The sequence below is a fragment of the Methanimicrococcus hongohii genome (assembly GCF_032594095.1).
GTDB classification, from domain to species: domain Archaea; phylum Halobacteriota; class Methanosarcinia; order Methanosarcinales; family Methanosarcinaceae; genus Methanimicrococcus; species Methanimicrococcus hongohii.
In genome coordinates, this window is record NZ_CP131059.1 from 401,232 (window position 1) to 421,455 (window position 20,224).

21 protein-coding genes are annotated in these 20,224 nt (G+C 38.2%); 12 read left to right on the forward strand and 9 right to left on the reverse strand.

Annotated features, from left to right (window positions below; genetic code table 11):
* Positions 1-95: 95 nt before the first annotated feature.
* Complete coding sequence (locus MmiHf6_RS01790) at positions 96-326, forward strand: Lrp/AsnC ligand binding domain-containing protein (RefSeq protein ID WP_316558003.1); 231 nt, start codon at positions 96-98, stop codon at positions 324-326.
* 99 nt (positions 327-425) lie between these two features.
* Here the strand turns inward: MmiHf6_RS01790 and MmiHf6_RS01795 are convergent, their stop codons facing one another.
* Positions 426-680, reverse strand: coding sequence for a hypothetical protein (locus MmiHf6_RS01795; RefSeq protein ID WP_316558004.1), 255 nt, complete (start codon positions 678-680; stop codon positions 426-428).
* 817 nt (positions 681-1,497) lie between these two features.
* Between MmiHf6_RS01795 and eno the strand changes: the two genes are divergently transcribed.
* From eno to MmiHf6_RS01815, 4 genes are all read left to right on the forward strand, one after another.
* The gene (gene eno, locus MmiHf6_RS01800) at positions 1,498-2,778 is read left to right on the forward strand and encodes a phosphopyruvate hydratase (RefSeq protein ID WP_316558005.1); all 1,281 of its coding nucleotides are present in this window, start codon (positions 1,498-1,500) and stop codon (positions 2,776-2,778) included.
* 259 nt (positions 2,779-3,037) lie between these two features.
* Positions 3,038-3,325: a DUF1294 domain-containing protein gene (locus MmiHf6_RS01805; RefSeq protein WP_316558006.1), complete on the forward strand. Its 288-nt coding sequence runs from the start codon at positions 3,038-3,040 to the stop codon at positions 3,323-3,325.
* Positions 3,326-3,625: 300 nt separating this feature from the next.
* Entirely contained in the window at positions 3,626-5,437 is a 1,812-nt protein-coding gene (locus tag MmiHf6_RS01810; protein WP_316558007.1) for a hypothetical protein, read from the forward strand.
* 406 nt (positions 5,438-5,843) lie between these two features.
* On the forward strand, positions 5,844-6,725 hold the full coding sequence (locus tag MmiHf6_RS01815; RefSeq protein WP_316558008.1) for an MTAP family purine nucleoside phosphorylase: 882 nt from the start codon (positions 5,844-5,846) through the stop codon (positions 6,723-6,725).
* 129 nt (positions 6,726-6,854) lie between these two features.
* On the opposite strand, the gene mmp11 is transcribed toward MmiHf6_RS01815, so the two are convergent.
* The 3 genes from mmp11 to MmiHf6_RS01830 form a co-directional block, all read right to left on the reverse strand.
* On the reverse strand, positions 6,855-7,766 hold the full coding sequence (gene mmp11 / locus MmiHf6_RS01820; RefSeq protein ID WP_316558009.1) for a methanogenesis marker protein 11: 912 nt from the start codon (positions 7,764-7,766) through the stop codon (positions 6,855-6,857).
* Positions 7,767-7,920: 154 nt separating this feature from the next.
* A complete protein-coding gene (gene radC / locus MmiHf6_RS01825) occupies positions 7,921-8,622 on the reverse strand; it encodes a RadC family protein (RefSeq protein WP_316558010.1) in 702 nt (233 codons plus the stop codon).
* A gap of 248 nt (positions 8,623-8,870) precedes the next feature.
* The gene (locus MmiHf6_RS01830; protein WP_316558011.1) at positions 8,871-9,251 is read right to left on the reverse strand and encodes a hypothetical protein; all 381 of its coding nucleotides are present in this window, start codon (positions 9,249-9,251) and stop codon (positions 8,871-8,873) included.
* A 627-nt stretch (positions 9,252-9,878) separates the two neighbouring features.
* Between MmiHf6_RS01830 and MmiHf6_RS01835 the strand changes: the two genes are divergently transcribed.
* From MmiHf6_RS01835 to MmiHf6_RS01850, 4 genes are all read left to right on the forward strand, one after another.
* Positions 9,879-10,781, forward strand: coding sequence for a DUF7847 domain-containing protein (locus tag MmiHf6_RS01835; RefSeq protein WP_316558012.1), 903 nt, complete (start codon positions 9,879-9,881; stop codon positions 10,779-10,781).
* A gap of 459 nt (positions 10,782-11,240) precedes the next feature.
* Positions 11,241-12,185 (forward strand): DUF7847 domain-containing protein, encoded by a 945-nt coding sequence (locus MmiHf6_RS01840; RefSeq protein ID WP_316558013.1) that lies wholly within the window; start codon positions 11,241-11,243, stop codon positions 12,183-12,185.
* A 174-nt stretch (positions 12,186-12,359) separates the two neighbouring features.
* Positions 12,360-13,211: a DUF7847 domain-containing protein gene (locus MmiHf6_RS01845; protein WP_316558014.1), complete on the forward strand. Its 852-nt coding sequence runs from the start codon at positions 12,360-12,362 to the stop codon at positions 13,209-13,211.
* A gap of 282 nt (positions 13,212-13,493) precedes the next feature.
* Positions 13,494-14,360 carry a DUF7847 domain-containing protein gene (locus MmiHf6_RS01850; protein ID WP_316558015.1) on the forward strand — a complete coding sequence of 289 codons (867 nt, stop codon included), beginning with the start codon at positions 13,494-13,496 and terminating at the stop codon, positions 14,358-14,360.
* Positions 14,361-14,414: 54 nt separating this feature from the next.
* On the opposite strand, the gene MmiHf6_RS01855 is transcribed toward MmiHf6_RS01850, so the two are convergent.
* Positions 14,415-14,645 carry a hypothetical protein gene (locus MmiHf6_RS01855; protein WP_316558016.1) on the reverse strand — a complete coding sequence of 77 codons (231 nt, stop codon included), beginning with the start codon at positions 14,643-14,645 and terminating at the stop codon, positions 14,415-14,417.
* Between the two features lie 143 nt (positions 14,646-14,788).
* Here MmiHf6_RS01855 and MmiHf6_RS01860 point away from each other — a divergent pair, with 143 nt between their 5' ends.
* Together MmiHf6_RS01860 and MmiHf6_RS01865 are read left to right on the forward strand one after the other, a co-directional pair.
* Positions 14,789-15,298 (forward strand): 3-isopropylmalate dehydratase small subunit, encoded by a 510-nt coding sequence (locus MmiHf6_RS01860; protein WP_316558017.1) that lies wholly within the window; start codon positions 14,789-14,791, stop codon positions 15,296-15,298.
* Between the two features lie 101 nt (positions 15,299-15,399).
* Positions 15,400-16,479, forward strand: a complete 1,080-nt coding sequence (locus MmiHf6_RS01865; protein ID WP_316558018.1) for an isocitrate/isopropylmalate dehydrogenase family protein — start codon at positions 15,400-15,402, stop codon at positions 16,477-16,479.
* 77 nt (positions 16,480-16,556) lie between these two features.
* On the opposite strand, the gene MmiHf6_RS01870 is transcribed toward MmiHf6_RS01865, so the two are convergent.
* The 4 genes from MmiHf6_RS01870 to MmiHf6_RS01885 all read right to left on the reverse strand — a co-directional run bounded on the left by MmiHf6_RS01870 (position 16,557) and on the right by MmiHf6_RS01885 (position 18,347).
* Positions 16,557-17,000, reverse strand: a complete 444-nt coding sequence (locus MmiHf6_RS01870; protein WP_316558019.1) for a hypothetical protein — start codon at positions 16,998-17,000, stop codon at positions 16,557-16,559.
* Positions 17,001-17,003: 3 nt separating this feature from the next.
* On the reverse strand, positions 17,004-17,201 hold the full coding sequence (locus tag MmiHf6_RS01875; protein WP_316558020.1) for a helix-turn-helix transcriptional regulator: 198 nt from the start codon (positions 17,199-17,201) through the stop codon (positions 17,004-17,006).
* A 209-nt stretch (positions 17,202-17,410) separates the two neighbouring features.
* Positions 17,411-17,575 carry a hypothetical protein gene (locus MmiHf6_RS01880; RefSeq protein ID WP_316558021.1) on the reverse strand — a complete coding sequence of 55 codons (165 nt, stop codon included), beginning with the start codon at positions 17,573-17,575 and terminating at the stop codon, positions 17,411-17,413.
* A gap of 304 nt (positions 17,576-17,879) precedes the next feature.
* Positions 17,880-18,347 (reverse strand): methionine-R-sulfoxide reductase, encoded by a 468-nt coding sequence (locus MmiHf6_RS01885; RefSeq protein WP_316558022.1) that lies wholly within the window; start codon positions 18,345-18,347, stop codon positions 17,880-17,882.
* Between the two features lie 235 nt (positions 18,348-18,582).
* Here MmiHf6_RS01885 and MmiHf6_RS01890 point away from each other — a divergent pair, with 235 nt between their 5' ends.
* A complete protein-coding gene (locus MmiHf6_RS01890) occupies positions 18,583-19,827 on the forward strand; it encodes a 3-isopropylmalate dehydratase large subunit (protein WP_316558023.1) in 1,245 nt (414 codons plus the stop codon).
* Positions 19,828-20,224 lie beyond the last annotated feature (397 nt).

Consider the following 20,224-nt stretch of genomic DNA (forward strand, 5'->3'; position numbering starts at 1 on the left):
CCCGATTCAAAATCGGCAGACGTAATGATTTATTAATCTCAGATAAAATAAAAATGGTTTAAATCCAAAAAAATGATTTTAATCGAGGAAAAAACATGGTCATCGGAGTTACAATGTTAAATGTATTGCCTGGTTCTGAAAAGAATGCTTACAATGATTTGAAGGCTTGCGAAGGCGTTAAAGATGTTTATCACGTTTTCGGTGAATTCGACTTTGTTGTCATTGTTGAGCTTGAAACACTTCGCGAACTCAACGACGTGGTTGACAAAATCAGGGAAAATCCGAATGTGACTGCAACTCAAACGATTGTCGGTGCCGAACTTTAAACTTCAATTAATTTGAATAAAATATTCAAACTTTCTTTTTTCATTTTTTATTGCAGCGCGATATTTTATTCATTTTGTTTCAAAATTTTCGTATCAATTCTATTTTGTATTAATAAAAGCGGAGCGGCTCGCGCACGGCGCGGCAACTGCTGCGGCTGCGGCGGCGCAAACCTGATTGGCAGCAGCAATCATAAAAGACAGTTGCAGACCGGCAGGCATAGCTGCAGCCGAACACAGCTGAAAAATCAAACCGTTTCTAATGTTTCGTTTCGTATGGTTAGAATCTCCAACTCCTTCTTTCCTCCGCTCCGCTTCGGAAACGCGTCGTTGGAGGGTCGGTTTTTGAACTTTCATTTAATCTAAAATCAATCGAAACATCGTTTTTCATAAAAATTTTCAAAAACGGAACGCCCTTTTTCAATGAAGTCTAATCTTTTTTAGGGTTTTATCGGGCGTTCGGGTTCACCGTTTTTTTGAAAATGGATGTTTAGGTTTCGTTTAGAATACAAAAATCGAAACGGGAGATGTTTTTAATAACAATATAAAAAAGGGAACGGATTTTAAAAACAAAATAAAAATTGGAGCAATTCGCGCGGCGGCGGACGGTGCAAATCGGATTAGCAGCAGCAACCGTAAAGACAGTTGCAAACTTGCAGGCTCAGCTCGGACCCTATACCGCTGTAAAGTCTGACTGCGTTTGTTTTTTATTTTTGCACGGGAAGAATCTCCAACTCCTTCTTTCCTCCGCTCCGCTTCGGAAACGCGTCGCTGGAGGGGCGGTTTTTGGACTTTTATTTAATCTAATAATTAATTGAAACATCGTTTTTCATAAAAATTTTCAAAGACGGAACGCCAATTTTTTAATGAAGTCTAATCTTTTTTAGGTTTTATCGGGCGTTCAGGTTCACCGATTTTGAAAATTGGATGTTTGGGTTACACCCGTAAAACAAAATAAAAACAAGGTTCGTGTTTGAAAGTCAAACAAAAAATGGAGCGGCTCGCGCGCGGCGCGGCTGCAGGCGGTAGTAACAGAACCCGTTCAAACACAAATTAAATCTCTCCCTCTTGATATCGAAATATTATGAGTGACGTCAAAAATTGCCTCGAACAAGATTTTTATAGCTGATAATGCTCTTTTCTAAGATATATCGAACTTTTTTGTGTGATCATTATGAAGATTTTAGGCTACAATGACGCGGACCGTTTCGTTATCCGCAATATCAAAGCCCGCGAAATTTTAGATTCCCGCGGCAACCCGACTGTCGAAGTTGACGTTATTACTGCAAACGGTTTCGGCCGCGCAAGCGTTCCTTCAGGCGCATCGACCGGAACGCATGAAGCGCTTGAACTTCGCGACGGCAACCCCGAGCGCTACAACGGCAAAGGCGTTTTAAAAGCAGTTGAAAACGTTTCCCGCATCGCCGAAGTTTTGGTCGGCTATGACTGCAGAATGCAACGCGAAATCGACATGACAATGCTTGAAATGGACGGAACGGACAACAAAGCTGTTCTCGGCGCAAACGCGATTTTGGGCGTTTCCATGGCGGTCGCAAAAGCCGCGGCAAGCGAATCAAAATTGCCGCTTTACAGATATCTCGGCGGCGCCAACTCTTTTACGCTCCCCGTTCCGACGCTGAATGTTTTAAACGGCGGCAAACACGCCGGAAACGATTTGGCGATTCAGGAATTCATGATTCAGCCGGTCGGCGCAGAAACTTTTGCCGAAGCCATTCAAATGGGCGCAGAAACTTATCACGCGCTCGGCAAATATCTGACAGAATCTTACGGCGCTTCTTCAACCAATGTCGGTTATGAAGGCGGATACGCGCCGAAAATGGAAAAGACATCAGAAGCGCTGGATGCATTAATGATTGCAATTGACAAAGCCGGCTACACCGATGAGGAAATTAAAATCGGTTTAGATGCCGCCGCTTCCGAATTCTATGACGGTGAAAATTACAATGTTGACGGTGAAGCCATGAGCGCCGAAGAATTAACGGCTTATTATGTTGATTTGGTCAACAGCTATCCGATTTTGTCAATCGAAGATCCTTTCTACGAAGATTCTTTTGAAGATTTCGAAAATTTAACGAGCGAACTTTGGGAAACGATTATCGTCGGCGATGATTTGTTTGTTACAAACCCCGAGAGAATCGCAAAAGGAATTGCCGAAAACGCGGCAAGCGGTCTTCTTTTAAAAGTGAATCAAATCGGGACGCTTTCCGAAGCAATCGACGCGGCAACTTTGGCAACAAGAAACGGTTTCTCGCTTTTTGTCAGCCACAGATCCGCCGAAACCGAAGATACGACAATTTCCGATTTGGCCGTTGCGCTCGGCGCTGATATGATTAAAACCGGAGCGCCCGCGCGCGGCGAAAGAACCGCCAAATATAACCAATTGCTCAGAATCGAAGAAGAACTCGGCGATGCCGGAGAATACATCCGCTTGTAAGCGGATTTCTTTTTTATTTCTTTATTCTTTTTCTTGAAATTGTTTTTCCTTTTCATTTTTAAATTTGTTTTTAATTCATTTTTAAATTCATTTTTAAATTCATTTTTAAATTCATTTTTAAATTTGTTTTTAAATTTATAAAACAGAATTTTATTTATTTTTCATTTTTACATTTTTTATTTTTTACAGTTTCTTTGAATGCTTTTTTTGGTCAAAATCATGCATCAAATATTTATATGAGATTGTTTTTTTCAAAGTCATGGTGGAAATCAGTTCTTACATTATATTTTTGGCAGCAATTTATTTGATTTTAAATATTATTGCATTCTGTGCATATGGTTTTGACAAGGCAAAAGCTTCTATGAACAGATGGCGCGTCACCGAAAAAACACTTTTGATCCTGGCGTTTTTCGGGCCTTTCGGTGCTTATGCCGGCATGATGGCTTTCAGACACAAAACTCAAAAAAAACCTTTTACATGGGCAGTGCCTTTGTTCATGCTGATTCATATTATTCTCGGCGTAGCACTCGTTTATTTTGTTCTTTAAACCGGGTTGTAATATGATTTTTATTCATTTATAATTTTTAATTGATTATTTAAGAGAATATTTCATTTTATTACAGTTATATGATTCATATGAAAACAAACATTTGATATATTTTCAATAAACTTTATATACATTTGAATATTATGTTTGTTCTATACTCTTAATAGAAAGTATTTTGTATGAATACTTAAAAACATACAGACACACAACATTAATTTTAACAATTCAGCTGCCGGTCGTAAAATGAAATCTAAATTAAAACTCTCTATTTTAATATCACTTTTTCTCTCGATTGTTCTTTTGGCAGGAACATCGACGGTCGTTGCAGAAGAGTCCGTATCACCATTAAATTACCCGGAAACCGACAAAAATATCGAATATATTTATATTTCCGGTTTAAATGTAATGTATTCCGCTAATTTTAATTCAAATTTGTCTGTATATTATGGCCCGACAAACGGTTCTTATTATAATGCCGGAGGCAGCAGCACATATTTATCAACGGTTAATTTTGATGCAGGTCAGCCTGTCATATTTGATTTTCCGGAGAACAGACAATTATCCGATAATGAATTGGAAACATATGTTTTACGAGTAGCCGGATCCGGCAGATATTTGACACTGTGTGTTGATGAAATTCTTTTACCGACTGATTTGGATGCGGGTACGGAATCAAGCGGTACAGAATCAAGCGGTACAGAATCAAGCGGTACAGAATCCGAAGATATTCCGGAACAAAGTGTTAAAGTTATTTATCCCGTTTACAGTGATCGACCGTCACCGTCAGCCAGTTATTTCACTTATCTGCCCGAGTTTTATACCGCATTTGATGCGGATATCATGGAAAATCTGGCGGGCTCCGATGTTGTTTATGTTTTTGAAGATGAACAGCTCAGATACATTTATTGGTTTGACAATTCTCTTTTACAATCGAATTCTGAAACAATGGCTGAATCCGGCGTTTTTGATTTTGAATTCCTTGTAAATATGTCTGAAATTGAAATCGAAGAAGCAAATATAAATGTTTTATTTATTTGTCCCGATCATTTGCCGAGCTATGTCGGATCTTACACATCCAAAGATATTCCGAATAATCCGGATATTGAGTCATGTGAAATACATTGGAATCTTAAACTCAATGAATCTCAGATAACGGACGCTGACACAGAACTTTATTTGAATTTTGCCGAAGATTCTCATTCACATATTGTTTCGTTTACGGATGTTGCTCTGCTTGAAAATGATTTATCCAAATCAAGAACGGTAGCGTTGAAATTCTATGCGGGATATAGAAATGCTTTATCCGACGGATCATACGAGGACATTTCATACGAAGATATTTCCATTCCGTTCAAATTCTCAAGAGAATATCAGTCCGTTCAAATTAAACCTGTCTTGGACGAGGATACCGGAACATTTACTGTGGAAATAGATGATGACACGACTTCAAGTTTATCTTCCCTCTCTTTCCCCGAATCAGTTTCAGCTGTTTTGGAAGGCGCTTCTCTAATTATTGAGCCTGTCAGTCGCAGCGTTTTAAATGAAATTGAATCGGATGAACTTGACGAAACAACAAACATTTATTCAATTTTTAGTATTAATTTTGAAAACAACGGCGAAAATATAAAATCAGAACTAAACAATGCTTTAACAGAAAATGATGCGAATGTTTTGTTAACATTTGAAATTCCGAAAACAGATGAAATTATTCTTGATAATGATAATTTGGTTGTTTTTCATATTACTGATGCAGAGGACGGAATAGATTTTGAAATATTGAAACCTTCCGTTGAAGAGATCGGTGATCATTATAGCATTACGGTTTCAACATCAAGCTTTTCAACTTTTGCAATTGCTTCTTTGGAAAGTGATAAGCCTGTTGAGCCGATTCCAACTCCCGTTTCCAAATCCGAATCATATGGTCAAGCAACTCTTATTCCTGAGAGGATTGAAACCGAAGAAAATTCAGGTTATGAAGGAAACATAACACCCAACATTCCGACGATTACAGACATCATTACAGCCGTTCAGGGCTATATGTCCGTCTTCTCTGTGTTGGTTGTTCTCACATCCGGCTTGTTCATGTGGGATTACATCCGCAGAAGAATTTGAGATTAATTTTTCTTTTTCTATTTTGTTTTCGGTTTTATTTTCTATTTTATTTTCTATTTTATTTTCTATTTTGTTTTCTATTGTTTAATACTGCAGCAGACAGACGCTGCGCGCGATCTGCATCGTTTTTCATGATTCTTAAAACGCATCCGCATTTTATTTTGCTTTCATCATCGTGTTGTCGTTTTTTCAAAAAATGTTTCGGAAAAGCTGTTCCGGAGAAAACTGCTAAAAGTAAATTGTTAAGAGTAAATTGTTAAGAGTAAATTGTTAAGAGTAAATTGTTAAGAGTAAATTGTTAAGAGTAAATTGAATTGTTAACAAAATGAATCAGCATCTTTAAAATATAAAGCCGCTCATTCTTTTATTATTCAAATATAATTCAATTAATGTAAGAGATGGTATTTTGAAATTATTCAAAAATGTTGTTTTAACAGTTATCGGCGGCGTCGGCTATGATGTTTTATCAGAAAAACGCGCCGAATCTTATGAAATAAAAACGCCTTACGGCTCTGTTTTTGCTTCTATTCTTTATACCGGCGCGGGCGGCTCGAATTTCGATATTGCATTTATTTCCCGTCATCAGGGAAAACATCATGTTCCGCCGCACAAAATTAATTTTTTGGCGCTCATTGACGCTGCCCGTCAAATCAATGCGCCGATTTTTGCCGTCAATTCCGTCGGTTTGATGAGAAAAGTGCCGCTGGTTGAGAATTTTGAAACGGATGAATTCTTGAAAACGAAAACATTTACGTCTCCTGACAGTTTTTTAAGTTTTCCGTTTTTTGTTCCGAATGATTTTATTGATATGACTCAAAACAGAATCTCAACATTTTATGATAACGAAACAGTTCACACCGACATGACAGATCCGTATTGCACGGATATTCGAAATTTATTGTTCGGCGTTTTAAAAGAATTGTCTGTTTCTTATTCACAAGGAACTTATTTGTGCACGGAAGGGCCCAGATTTGAGACAAAAGCGGAAATTCGAATGTTTGCTCAATTCGCCGATGTTGTCGGCATGACAGGCGTTCCTGAGGTCGTGCTGGCAAAAGAAGCCGGTCTTTGTTATGCTTCGCTTTGCACGATTACAAATCCTGCCGCCGGACTCAGCCAAAATATGGTCACGGCAGATGAAGTTAAAGTCGTTGTTGAAAAAAATCAAAAAACAGTTTTTGAAATTATATCGGCGTTAGCAGCCGTTTTTGCCGAAAGAAAAAACAGTAAAAGTGAATGTAAAAAGAGTTGTCAGTGTCAAAATGCGACAATTCACGGCAAACTTTAATGCCGCTCTTGTTTTTATTTTTTTCGTTTTTAATCTTGTTTTTTATTTACTTTTAATCTTGTTTTTAATTTATTTTTAATCTTGTTTTTAATTATTCTTATTTTTCATTTATGTTTTTATTTTTTTGAATTAAATCGAATTGACATCGAATTCTGGTTTGACGGATTCAACCGGTTGTGCAAACCAGGCGAAAGCGGCCATTGCGCCGATGACGCCGTTGCCGTCTAAAATGATATCAACATGATTTTTTTGTGCCGTCTCAAGCATTTTTTCTCTTGAAACGCGCATCGTTCTGCCCAAATGACTGTATTCTTTTAAATCGTCCGTGATCTCAAAACCGGAATAAACAAGCATTCCCGTATTTTCACTGACGCTGTATTTTAAAAGGAGTTCTTTGATATCGGCAATGAGTTTTTCTTTGGCGGCATCCGTGGTGCAGCCGAATTCTAAAACAGTTGACATGCAATTTTGTGTTTTTTCGGGAACGGGATAAAGCTGAACAAGTGCCTGGGACAGGTAAACTGCATCTTCGCAGCTGACAGCTTTGCCGATGTTGTGCGTCAATGTCCAAGTCGCGCCTTCATCACATGAATCCGTATCGTCGATTGCGATTAAAACGCGTTTTCGTTTCGGGACAAATATTTTTCCGGTCGCGGTTTTGCCGCCGCCTGCTTCCGAAATGTCATATCTTAAAACGCCGTCGGCATAAGCGCGGCATTTGGTTGCGCCGATACCGCCGCCGCCGATTCCCATGTAAGTGATTTGAACTTCATTTTTAGAATCGTCGCAAATGACTGATTCAATGCCGGCCGCCGCAACGGATGATTTGAGTTCAAGCGTTGACGGTCCGATTTTAACAGAATAGCGGATGCATTCGCCGACAGCCCTCGCATTTGTGACAGCGGGTGATTTTGCGTAATGGTGCAAAGACCAGCAAGCGCCGCCGTAGCAATTTGAGTGTTCGATAATTTCAGCCTTTTTGCCGTCTTCATCGCAAATTGCATAAATGCCCTTATAAGGAACTGTATACGGATCTTCCATCAAAAAATACCTCTGGCGAATGTTTCTTTCTGTAAAAGAATCAGCCTTTTATAAATGATGTGGTGACAAAAGTCTCTTTTTCATTTATTTTTCTACTTTAAGGAATTTTTTGACTTTAAGGAATTTTTTGACTTTAAGGATTTTCTCTTTTCATTCAAATGTAATCTTTCTCTCTTAAACTGACATAACACCCGTCTCCGATTATTAAATGGTCCCACACATGAATTCCCAAAAGTTTTCCGCTGTCAATGATTCTGTTTGTAATAATAATGTCTTCACGGCTCGGTTCCGGATCTCCCGACGGATGATTATGGATCAGAACGATAGAAGCGGCGGATTCCAAAAGCGCCGCCTTAAATATTTCACGCGGCTGAACGATGCTGATATCCAAACCGCCGACAAAAACCGTCACGTCTGAAATAATTTGATTTTTCGTATCCAAACACAAGACAATGATTTTTTCCTGCTTTTCTTCTCTCATTTTCGGATAAATGTATCTGAAAATATCATCCGGTTCACTGATTTTTCGTTTCGGTTCATCCGAATAAGTTTCCAATCGGCGGGAAAGTTCAAAAACGGAAATGATTTGACAGGCTTTGGATTGTCCGATTCCGGGAATTTTCATCAGTTCGGAAGCAGTGCTTCTGCTCAGCTTTTTAAGAGACAAATCACGAAAAACATGCTGACAAACGGTGACAATATTCATTCCTTTGGTTCCCGTTCCGAGAACGACAGCCAGCAGCTCCGCATCCGACAAAGCTTCGGCCCCGTATTTCAAAAGACGTTCTCTCGGGCGTTCCGCAGAAGGCAAATCCTTCATTCTGATATCTGTTTTGAGTTTTTCAATCTGAATCATAAAAACAAATATTTCGAAGTTGGATATAACCGCTTTTAATTTTTCAAAATCAAAAACATTATATAGAGCTCTAAAAAATCAAAACTGTCAAAAAAGAATGTGTTAAAACAGAACACATCAAAAACAGAACTCATTTGTTTATTTTTTTGATTATTTGTTACTTCTTCATTATTTGTTACTTATTCATTCATTTTGAACGGAATTTGTCTTCGATTTAATTCATTTTCAATTTCTTCAAAAAAGACACCCTATCCTTCAGCGACTTGATTTTCTGAAGACAAACGAATTTCCTGCGGCAAAATGCTTGTCGTAAAAACGCCGCAGGACGGACTTTTCGGAACGCCTGTTATTGAAATTAAATATCCTTCTTTTGAAAACATTTCAATCATATCGGCGTACGGCAAAAACAGTTGTTGACAAAAGCAGCGATAATCGACTGTATCATAATCTTCCTTCGCTTTTTTCCCGCGGTCAGGTCCGGCGTAAATCAATTCCGGACACGGAAGCTGAATTATTCTTTTATTTTTTGTCTCAAAAGGCTCAGGCTGCCGAATGCCTTTAACACGCGCAAGCGGATTCAAAAGACAATGCGCAATCACAAATATTTCGCCTTTCATTTGATTAGTCATAATTTTACAGCTTCCGTTAGTGTATTTATTTTCGTTTAGATTTTTCAGCCATGTTCGGCTCCGGCTAAAGCTGCCGATCTGCAACTGTTTTTCAGATTGCAGGGGGGAGGTGTTTGTTTGCAGTCGGAGTCAGATTCCTGTTTCCGCTGCCGCTTTCTGCTTTTCCGCTTTTCTGTCAGGTTTCCGTCACAGAAGTCGCCGCCGCGCGCGAGCACCTCTATTTTTATTAAATCTCCAAACCGTCTCCCATTTTTATTTTTATTTTATTTTTATTTGATTCATAATTATTTCTTATGAATCTTTAAATTCTATCGTTTTCACATTTTTTTGTATTTTATTGTTTTAATTTAATAGATATATATTTATTTAACTTCGTTGTATAATTGTTTATCAGCGTGCGTTAAAGATTTTATTACAGCTTTTTCATCATGCTGATTTATTAATATTTGGTAATAATCACGCGACTTCAATTGAATTTTCAATCGCGATCGCAGGTTATTATTTTTCATTATTTCAATATTAAATGATTTAATATAAAAATCAAAATAAAAATTCAATTTAAAAATTTGAATCGTAAAATTTGAAATAAATAATAACTATAAAAATTCAAAATAACGGTGATATCGTATGTTTTCATTAAGTACAATTTTATCAGCGGGCTGGAAAAATTTAAAATCCAATCCGATTCTTTTGGTTCCCGGTATATTGTCTGCAATTCTTTCGTTCGTATTTATATTTGCCATTGCTTGGGCACTGGCCGGCGACCTTGATGCCGCAGCAACTACCGCACTCACATCCGGCGTTGATATGGTCACATATCTGAACTCCATCAATTTTGAAGCATTTGATTTCGGTCATTTCTTCCTGATTTTCTTTGTAGCGCTCATTCTCATGTTTGTTTGTTCCGCTTTTATTGAAGCCGGTTTAACAGGCATGGTCAAAGAAGCAGTCGTTACCGGAAAGACAAAATTCGGTGATCTTTTCACTTACGGCGCCAAATATTTCCTGAGATTTATCCTTTATACAATTCTCCTGAGTCTCGTTATCGGCATACCCATCATTATTCTTGCGGTCATTATGGGTTTTGTCGTGAGCAGTCTTACAGCCGGCACAACGACAATCGCGGTGGTTTCTTTCCTCTTCTTGCTCCTGATCTTTATTGCAGCAATTCTTCTCAGCTTGTTCTTCTACTTTGTTCCGTATATTATCATTGTTGAAGACATGGGCGTCATTGACAGTTTCAAGAGATCTTACCACCTTTTCATGGACAATAAGAAAAATGTTTTTGTCTTCGTTTTAGCAATGGTTGTCATTAACTTTATTCTTCTTCTTCTGACAAATATTCTTGTCGTCGTTCTTGACTTTATTCCGGTTGTCGGCGTTTTCATTGCTCTTTTGGTCAGCTTGATCTTCACGTCAGCAATAACAGCGCTTATCGCTGCTTGGGGAATTCACGCCTTCATTGAATTGGCAGGAAAAGATGTTATCGGCGTCGCTTACGTCGAATATGCGGAAATTACCGAAGAATAAATTTTCTCCAAAATTTCAAAATTTATAAAGTTAAAAAATTAAAAAAATGAATTAATAAACAATGAAAGAAAGGATTTTCCTTTTTTTCTTCTGTTTTTTATTTTTGTATGTGCCCGCGATTTGAAAATATAATAAAAATGCGGCAGTTCGCGCGCGGCGTCGGCTTATCATTTTTCAAATCTAAAATGTTTTGGATTTATTTTTGCTTGCTTTTGATCTCGTTTTTGCTTGCTTTTGATTTCATTTTTACTTGCTTTTGATTTGCTTTATTTTGAATGGTTTTTTGTTGCCGATTCATTTATCCGATTATATCATCAGTATAGTTTTTATATAAATAATTAGTAAATTCAGTTACCGTTTTGTATTTGTGACAGCGGTATTTCATAGTTTTATTCATTTCTAAAGTATTCATTTTTATTTTATAATTCTATAAAACATTCAAAATAAATGGTAGTATTTATGATTTCATTTAACGCAATAATGTCAGGCGGTTGGGAAGATTTTAAAGCCAACCCCGTTCTTTTTATTCCCGGTTTATTATCCGCGATTCTTGCAATTGTTTTTTCAATTGTGTTGATTTGGGCTATGTTTGGCGATCTTGAATCAGCCATCATGCTAACCGGCTCTTCCGGTTCAATGGACATCAATATGTTTGAATCAATAAACTTCGACGCATTTGATTATGCCAATTTCGCCTTGATCTATTTCGTATCAATTATTATAATGCTTGTCCTTTCATCATTTATCAGCGCCGGCTTAACCGGAATGGCAAAAGAAGTCACTTTGACCGGAACGACAAAATTCGGAGATTTCTTCTCTAACGGTTTTAAATACTTTTTCAGAATGCTTCTCTACACAATTGCTTTTATAATCATTCTTTGCATTCCCGCCGGTTTTTTGACTGCCATTTACATGATTTTGGTTTTCGGAATTGCCGCAACAGGTTCAGGCGGAGCTCTTGTATTTGCTCTTCTTCTCGGGTTGCTGCTGCTGATTCTCGTGGTTGTCATAACTGTCCTTTTTGTTCTGATGTTTTACTTTACAGCATACGCAATTGTTGTGGATGAAATGGGTGTCATTGACAGTTTCAGAAAATCTTACAATATCTTTAAGGAAAACAAAGCGGATGTCTTCATTTTTGTTCTGCTCATCCTCGTCATTACGTTTGCCGTTTCATTTGTTGTCGGGATCATTACGAGTATTCTCGGTTTGATTCCGTTCGGTTTTATCGGCGCGATTGCAGGAATTTTGATTAATATCATAATTACGGCAGGATTGACGGCTCTTACAACCGTTTGGGGCGTTCGTATGTATTACGCATTAACGGATGAAACAGTTGTCGAAGAAATTGTTTACGAAGAATATTCTGAATATTCCGAAATCGAAGACGGTATTTTAGAATAATTCAATTTAGAATAATTCAAAAATCATTTAAGAAAGGATTATCTCCTTTCTTTTCTTTCTTTTAATTATTCTTTGATTCGTTTGTCAGTTTTTTTATTCGTTTGTCAGTTTTTTATTCGTTTGTTTTAATTTTCAAATACATATCAGGTAAGTCAAGTAAAGTCGGGTAAATTTATGGCAGAAAACGCTTTCATTACGATTGTCAACGGCTTGAGGATTTTGAAAAAACATCCTGTTTTATTCGTGCCGTCCGTTATTTACTATTTCGCGACGATTGTTTTGGGCGTTTCATTTATTCTTCTTTTATTGGATTTTGAGAAATTCGGATTCGGAACTTTGCTGTATGTTCTTATCGGCTTTCTTGTTTTGATCTTTTTTATTTATTCATTTGTCAATGCCGGCTCAATCGGAATGGCAAAAGAAGCGGTTGAATCCGGTTCAACGAATTTTAAATATCTGTTTTCATACGGAAAAAAATATTCATTCAGATTAATGGCGGCGACCATTTTTATCATGCTGATTCGATCTGTTTCCGCCATTTTTTGGAAACCTGTGTTAAACAAATTCGGCGGTCTTGAATACGATGCGGACTATGTGATCGACGCTTTGAACAATGATCCGTCTTTGCTGCTGCCGATGTTTGAAACTTTGGCGGTTCCTGTTTTGATTGCCGTTTTCGCATCTGCAATTTATCTGATACTCGTTTCTTTTATGTTTTTCTTTGTTTCATACATTATCGTCATTGACGATCTGTCGGTTTTCAAAAGCTATCGAAAATCTTTTAAATTGCTTCGAACACGACCGATTCGCATCATTTCTTTTATTTTTCTGATAACCGTTATTCAGTCGCTGACCACTTTCATCAGTATTCTTTTTACCGCGGCGTTAAATTATTTCGGTTTTCCGTCTTTTATCGGGCTTGCCGTTCATTTGATTCTTTTGATTTTTACGGCGGCGGCGCTGAACATTTGGGTCACGCGGTTTTATATCATTTTGACCAAAAAAGAGACGGCTGCGATTTGCTGAACTCTTTTGGCATTTTCCGTTTTGCTGTTTGCCGTTTGCTGTTTGCTGTTTGCTGTTTGCTGTTTGCTGTTTGTTGTTTGTTGTTTGCTGTTTGCTGTTTGTTGTTTGCTTTTTTTCCGTTTTACTAAACTTTGATAAATTTTAATAAGTTTTGAAACTTGACGGTTTTGTTATACAAGTTTTTATAATGTATTGCCTATTTTACTTGTTGAATGCGATTTGTCATTCAAATTTTATACATTTCATATTTTCACATATTTCATATATTTGAGGAGATTTTCAATGGAAAATATTGGTGATACTTTTACAAAAGGATGGAAGAATTTATCCCGAAATCCTATTTTGTTCGCCCCGGTGGTCATTCTTGCTTTGATCAGTTTTGTTTTGGCGATTGTTTGGTCCGTTTCGTTCGTTGTATTTTTAGAAGCCGGAAATCTGCTCTATATCGGCGCGTCGTTTTTGATCTTTTTGATTGCTGTCATTCTTCTTTCCTGCTATTTGACGGCCGGATGGATCGGTATGGCAAAAGAGGCGATTGCTTTTGGAAGCACAAATTTTTCGGATATGTTCAAATACGGAAATAAATTTGCCATCCGCATGCTTCTTTCAACGATTTTGATGATTATATTGGAACTCGTTGCAGTTATTTTCTGGATTCCGTTAATTTATGTTTATTTGAATTCGGGATATACACTTGAAGGCATTGTTGATTCGATGGTGAATAATCCGGACGCTTTCCTTTCGATTATTCTTTCATTCGCTGTTCCGCTTTTGATCGGTTTTTTACTGACATTCATTTATTCCGTTATCCTGACAGTTCTTTTCTATTTCGTTTCGTATGCGATCGTCGTTGATGATATTTCCGTTATTGGCGCTTATAAAAAGTCATACGCGGTTTTAAAGCAGAATTTCTGGAATGTTCTTGTCTTCATCATTCTGATTTGGGCAATCACTGTGGTTGTTACGACGGTTTTCCAAGTATTGTCGATTGTCGGCGTACTGAGTTTCTGGCTGACTCTCATTATATCAATTGTTCAGATGATTGTCACTTTGTTCTTGTCCGTTGCCGTAACGGTATGGACGACCCGTTTCTACATGTCAGCAACGGATCATCCTTTGTACGAAGAAGAAAAGTTGACGGATTATTAAGTTTGTTTTAAAAACAGGAATCGGGAGAAAGATTCTCTTTCTCTTTTTTCTTTTTTATTTTTCTGCTTCTTTTATTTTTATAATACAAAAACGCGGTCTGCTTTTTTTCAATTTTAATAAATGCGATCTGCTTTTTTTTTCAATTTTAAATACTTGTGCAGCTCGCGCGCGGCGGGAGCCGCAAAAAATCGCTTGCGATTTTTTCATAAACACCTCCCTCCCTCTGCAAACAAACACCTCCCTCCCGCCGGAAACAAACACCTCTCTCCCTCTGCAAACAAACACCTCTTCCAGTTCGGTTAATTTATTTTTTTGTAAGCGGCAGCCGTCAGGTTTTCATGAGCAAAATTATTTTAATCCTTCAAAGAGATTGAATAAATGATTGAAAAGAAAAATTGAATTATTTTTAAAAATGATTTTGTGATTTTATGGAAAAAAAATTCAAAGGAAAAGTTTGGAAATTCGGAGACGACATTGATACCGATGTGATTATTCCGGGAAAATATCTTCGAACGACGGATATGCAGGTTTTTGCCGATCACGCGATGGAAGGCATCGACCCTGATTTTGCGAAAAATGTTCAAAAAGGAGATGTGATTGTTGCCGGCGACAATTTCGGTTGCGGCTCTTCCCGCGAACAGGCGCCGCTTGCGTTAAAATATGCCGGCGTTTCATGCATTATCGCGAAATATTTCGCCCGCATCTTTTTCAGAAATGCGATAAACATCGGGCTTTTGATTATTGAAGCAGATGTTGACGCAAAAGACGGCGACACGGTTGAAGTGGATTTGGAAAACAGCATTATTCGCGTCTTTCCGAAAGACAGTCCCGAAGATGTTCGCGAATATCCGACGGGAAAATTGCCCGATTTTTTGTTAGAGATTTTAAACGACGGCGGGCTTGTCGAGCATCGTAAGAAGCAAAACGCGCCAAATTAATTGAGTTATTGTTAGTAATTTAAATTAGCAATTTAATCATCTAATTATTTTATCTAATTATTTTATCTAATTATTTTATCTAATTGCAATCGGGTGAATGAATGAGAACGGCAATTATTGAAGGCGACGGCATCGGAAAAGAAGTGATTCCCGAAGCGGTTGCTATTTTGGATTATTTCAATGAAACATATGATTGGGGAATTGAGAAAGTTCCCGTTGAAGTCGGTTTCGGAAAATGGGAGCGAACAGGCTCTGCCATAACTGATGAAGATATTGCTGTTCTTAAATCGTGTAATTCAATTTTGTTCGGCGCCATTACGACTGTTATCGATCCGTCTTACAAAAGCGTTCTTTTAAGAATCCGAAAAGAATTGGATCTTTACGCAAATATCCGCCCGATTCTGCCGATTCCCGGAATTTACAAGCTTTTAAAAATAAAAGATCGAAAAGAAAGCGACGTCAACATGATTATTGTCCGTGAAAATTCGGAAGGCCTTTATTCAGGAATTGAAGAAATCGGCGATGAAAAATCAACGACGACGCGCGTCATTACGAAAAAAGCGTCTGTCAGAATTGCAGCGTTTGCGTCAAATTTGGCGGCGGGCGCGGAACGCAAAAACAGTTTGACCGTCGTTCATAAATCCAATGTTTTGAAATCCGATAAATTATTTTTAGACTCTTGTAAACAAACGGCTGAATCAAAAGGCGTGAACGTTTCGGATAAGTTGGTAGACATTTTTGCTTATGACATGATTATGACTCCCGAAAAATATGATGTTGTCGTTACGACAAATCTTTTCGGCGACATTTTAAGCGATCTCGGCGCCGTTCTTCTCGGAAGCATCGGTCTTGCGCCGAGCGCGAATTTTGGTGACAATCAGGCCTTTTTTGAACCGGTTCACGGCAGCGCGCCCGATATCGCCGGAAAAGGAATCGCGAATCCGATGGCAGCGATTCTCAGTTTGAAAATGATGTTTGAATGGATGGGCAAAAAAAGAGAAGCGTGTTTGGTAAACCGCGCCGTGTCCGCCGCCATTCATGATAAAATTGTGACGCCTGATCTCGGCGGCAAATATTCAACCAAAGAAGTCGGCGATTTTATTTTAAGCAAAGTTCGGCAGTTAGATGCGGCTTCTTTTTGTTTGGAAGATCCTGAAGACATGTCCAAATTAAAACCGTAAGTTGCATGGGAATAAAAGTTTAATTTTTATATTTCGGGCAACAACGAAATCCTAAAAATGAGTGAAAAGAATTTTGTTCACATTTCTTTTTCATATTTCCACAAACGGTAGACGAAATAAATCTGGCAGACAAAGAAAAGCGTAACCAATATGAAAAACGCTCTTGTATTGATGTAATCCAAAAGTGCCAGTGCAATTAAAACGAAGGCAAATAATACGCTCATGAGTTCATATGCTCGCGCTTTTGCTGCGTTTCCGATTGCAATATTTCTTTCATCTTTTTTTTCAATTTCTATTTGTTTGATTTCTTCTGGACTGTCAGCTTTCAAACGTGATGTCAACAGTTCCGTAACACCAATAACAATCAAAATGATTCCGCAAAAAATCATTACCCATGGAACAAATTCGGGGCGAATGAAACGGATGTGAATATGCGCTTTTCCAAAGAAAGCGATGATGATGCCGACAATTATCAATAAAAGGCCGATGAATGTCAACGATTGATTGATTAATTTTTTCAAACTTTACTCCTCCTCGTAAATGAAAACGCTTTCAATATCCGTTTCAAAATACCGCGCGATTTTAAACGCGAGGATAATGGACGGATTGTAGCGCCCGTTTTCAAGCGACCCGATGGTTTGTCTGGAAACTTCCAAAGCAGACGCCAGTTCTTCTTGATTAATTCCTTTTTGTTTTCGGAGCTCTTCTAATCTGTTTTTCATATTTTATCTCTTGTATTTGATTCCGGAAATCAAATCTGATAATTATGGAAAGTATACTTTACAAAAGGAAAGTTGGCTTTACATCTATTTATATTTTTAATTCTATTTGCAATTAATTTTCTTTTTGCATTTTTTGAAGGAATTGTTTTTGTTTAAAAAACGGGAATTGGTTTTATTTTTATTTTTGAAAACCGAGGTCTGTTTTGTTTCTATTTTAAATTTGGTGCGGTTCGCGCGCGGCAGCAGCTGCTGTGACTGCCGACAGCGGCAATTGCAGCGCAAACCTGACCGGCAAGCGGCAGCACAAACCTGAAGGCAGCAGCAACATTTAAAGACAGTTGCAGATTGGCAGGCTCAGCAGGAATCAAATGCAACTAAAAATTAGAACATTTTTGTGTTTTTATTTTGTATGGAAAGAATCTCCATCTCCTCCTTCCCTCCGCTTACGCTTCGGGAACTCGTCGTTGGAGGGGGCGGCTTTTGAAATTTAATTCAATTAAAAATAGGTTGAAACATCATTTTTATCAAAATTCTCAAAAATGGAACGCCTTCTTTTATCCAAATCTAAAACAAAGATTAGGATTTTATCGGGCGTTCGGGTTTCAACGTTTTTCAAAAATCGGATGTTTATGTTTTGTTTGTGTTTTTGTTATTATTTTGTTTATGTTTTCGTTTACTTTATTTCTTTTCTTCATCCGGTTCAAATTCCAATGACAAAGAATTCACGCAATGGCGGGTGTTTTTTGAAGTCATATATTCGCCTTCAAAAACATGACCCAAATGGGCGCCGCAATTGGCGCAAAGAATTTCCATTCGGAATCCGTCGGCGTCTTTTTCTCTTTTGACTGCGCCGGGAATTTCATCATCAAAACTCGGCCAGCCGCACCCGGAATCAAATTTGTCTTCCGAACGGTAAAGCGCCGTGCCGCATCTTTTGCAGGTGTAAATGCCTTTTTCTTTATTGTTCAGCAAAGTTCCCGAAAAAGCAGGTTCGGTTCCTTTATACAAAATAATCGATTCTTCTTCCGGCGTCAGTTTTTTAAATTGATCGGATTTCAAATCCTGAGAATTGATGATTTGAGCAGCTTTGTCATTTGAAATTTCATCGGCTAAGTTGTCTGTGTTTACGGGCTTGTAGTTTGACATAATTTTTAATATATAATTGATATTATAAATATTTGAAGTTCAAATCTCAAACAACAATACTTTTTTATGCTTTTGATAATGAAAGCATAGAACTTTAATGAAAATATTTTTAAATTTTGAAATTTTGAAATTTTGAAATTTTGGAATTTTAAAATTGTTTCAAATTTTTGAAAATTTTTAGAAAAATCTCTTTCAACAATTTTTAATTTAATTAATAAAAACAAAGGCGTTTTTCATGAAAACAATCAGTGAAAAAATATTCAGCCGCGCGGCCGGAACCGACGCAAAAGCGAACGATTTTGTTTCGGCAAATGTGGATTATGCAATGGCGCACGACGGCACGAGCGTTTTGGCCGTCAAATCTTTTCGGGAAATGGGTGTCGGAAGGGTTTGGGATTCGGAAAGAATTGTTATTCCGTTCGATCATTTGGTTCCGGTAAGCACGGATGTTGCAGCCGGTCTTCAAAAAGACATTCGCGAATGGATTAAGGAACAAAAAATTTCTCACTTTTATGAAGGCGGCGAAGGAATTTGCCACCAGGTCCTTCCCGAACAAGGTTTTGCGCTTCCCGGAAAATTAATTGTCGGCGCCGACTCCCATTCCTGTACTTACGGCGCATTCGGCGCGTTTGGAACCGGCGTCGGCGCAACCGATATGGCCGAAATTTTTGCGACCGGAAAACTTTGGTTTAAAGTTCCCGAAACGATTAAAATGACGGTCGACGGCACTTTAAACGACGGCGTTTATGCCAAAGATTTGACGCTTTATCTCATCGGCAAAACGGGAATTGCCGGCGCCACTTACAAAGCCGTTGAATTTTACGGCGATGCCATTACGGATTTGTCCGTCTCTGGACGAATGACGCTTTGCAATATGGCGATTGAGATGGGCGCAAAGGCGGGCATTGTTCCGCCGGATGAGAAAACCTTTGAATTTTTGAAAAACCGTTCTCAAGCCGATTTTGAACCGATTTACGCGGATGAAAATGCAGTTTACTGCAAAGAAGTCAGTTATCACGCCGACGACATTGAACCGCAGATTGCCTGCCCGCACGAAGTTGATAATGTTGTTCCCGTCAGCAAAGCCGCCGGAACGCATATTGATCAGGCGTTTCTCGGCACTTGCACAAACGGCAGATTAGAAGATTTGGCAATCGCCGCCGACATTTTGAAAGGCAAACAAGTCACTGTTCGAACAATTGCGGCGCCCGCTTCAAGAACGATTCTTTTGGAAGCCGTTCAAAGCGGTATTTATGAAACGCTTGTCAAAGCCGGCGTCAGTTTCATTACGCCCGGCTGCGGTCCGTGTCTCGGCGCGCATCAGGGAATTATTGCCGAAGGCGAAAACTGCATTTCAACCGCCAACCGCAACTTTAAAGGCAGAATGGGAAAAGGCGGATTTATTTATTTAGCGTCGCCCGCAAGCGTTGCGGCAGCGGCATTGAAAGGAGAAATCGTTGATCCGAGAGAATATCTCTGACGATTTTTCTTGTTTTTCTTTTCTATTTTTCTTATTTTTCTTTTTCGATTTTTTTGTTTGAGCCGTCGCCGCGCGTGAGCTGCTCCATTTTTTATTTGATTTTTAAACCCGAACCTCGTTTTTGTTTTATTTTTCAGAAAAACCCAAACATCCATTTTTCAAAATCGGTGAACCTGAACGCCCGATAAAATCCTAAATTTATATTTTTTGATTTTTGATAAAAAAAGGCGTTCCGCTTTTGAATAATTTTGATGAAAAACGATGTTTCAATTGAGTTTTAGATTGAATTAAATTTCAAAAACCGCTCCCGCAAGTTGAGTTTCCGAGCGCAGCGAGGAAACGAGACTTGGCGGATTCTTTCCGCACAAAATAAAAACAAAAAACAGTCAAATTTATT

What these genes read in the sequence shown, in the direction of transcription:
- MmiHf6_RS01860 (WP_316558017.1), top strand. Translation starts at nt 14,789, where the DNA reads ATGGAAAAAAAATTCAAAGGAAAAGTTTGGAAATTCGGAGACGACATT.
- MmiHf6_RS01795 (WP_316558004.1), bottom strand. Translation starts at nt 680, where the DNA reads ATGAAAGTTCAAAAACCGACCCTCCAACGACGCGTTTCCGAAGCGGAG.
- MmiHf6_RS01805 (WP_316558006.1), top strand. Translation starts at nt 3,038, where the DNA reads ATGGTGGAAATCAGTTCTTACATTATATTTTTGGCAGCAATTTATTTG.
- MmiHf6_RS01835 (WP_316558012.1), top strand. Translation starts at nt 9,879, where the DNA reads ATGTTTTCATTAAGTACAATTTTATCAGCGGGCTGGAAAAATTTAAAA.
- MmiHf6_RS01865 (WP_316558018.1), top strand. Translation starts at nt 15,400, where the DNA reads ATGAGAACGGCAATTATTGAAGGCGACGGCATCGGAAAAGAAGTGATT.
- MmiHf6_RS01840 (WP_316558013.1), top strand. Translation starts at nt 11,241, where the DNA reads ATGATTTCATTTAACGCAATAATGTCAGGCGGTTGGGAAGATTTTAAA.
- MmiHf6_RS01845 (WP_316558014.1), top strand. Translation starts at nt 12,360, where the DNA reads ATGGCAGAAAACGCTTTCATTACGATTGTCAACGGCTTGAGGATTTTG.
- MmiHf6_RS01875 (WP_316558020.1), bottom strand. Translation starts at nt 17,201, where the DNA reads ATGAAAAACAGATTAGAAGAGCTCCGAAAACAAAAAGGAATTAATCAA.
- MmiHf6_RS01790 (WP_316558003.1), top strand. Translation starts at nt 96, where the DNA reads ATGGTCATCGGAGTTACAATGTTAAATGTATTGCCTGGTTCTGAAAAG.
- MmiHf6_RS01830 (WP_316558011.1), bottom strand. Translation starts at nt 9,251, where the DNA reads ATGACTAATCAAATGAAAGGCGAAATATTTGTGATTGCGCATTGTCTT.
- eno (WP_316558005.1), top strand. Translation starts at nt 1,498, where the DNA reads ATGAAGATTTTAGGCTACAATGACGCGGACCGTTTCGTTATCCGCAAT.
- radC (WP_316558010.1), bottom strand. Translation starts at nt 8,622, where the DNA reads ATGATTCAGATTGAAAAACTCAAAACAGATATCAGAATGAAGGATTTG.
- MmiHf6_RS01890 (WP_316558023.1), top strand. Translation starts at nt 18,583, where the DNA reads ATGAAAACAATCAGTGAAAAAATATTCAGCCGCGCGGCCGGAACCGAC.
- mmp11 (WP_316558009.1), bottom strand. Translation starts at nt 7,766, where the DNA reads ATGGAAGATCCGTATACAGTTCCTTATAAGGGCATTTATGCAATTTGC.
- MmiHf6_RS01885 (WP_316558022.1), bottom strand. Translation starts at nt 18,347, where the DNA reads ATGTCAAACTACAAGCCCGTAAACACAGACAACTTAGCCGATGAAATT.
- MmiHf6_RS01850 (WP_316558015.1), top strand. Translation starts at nt 13,494, where the DNA reads ATGGAAAATATTGGTGATACTTTTACAAAAGGATGGAAGAATTTATCC.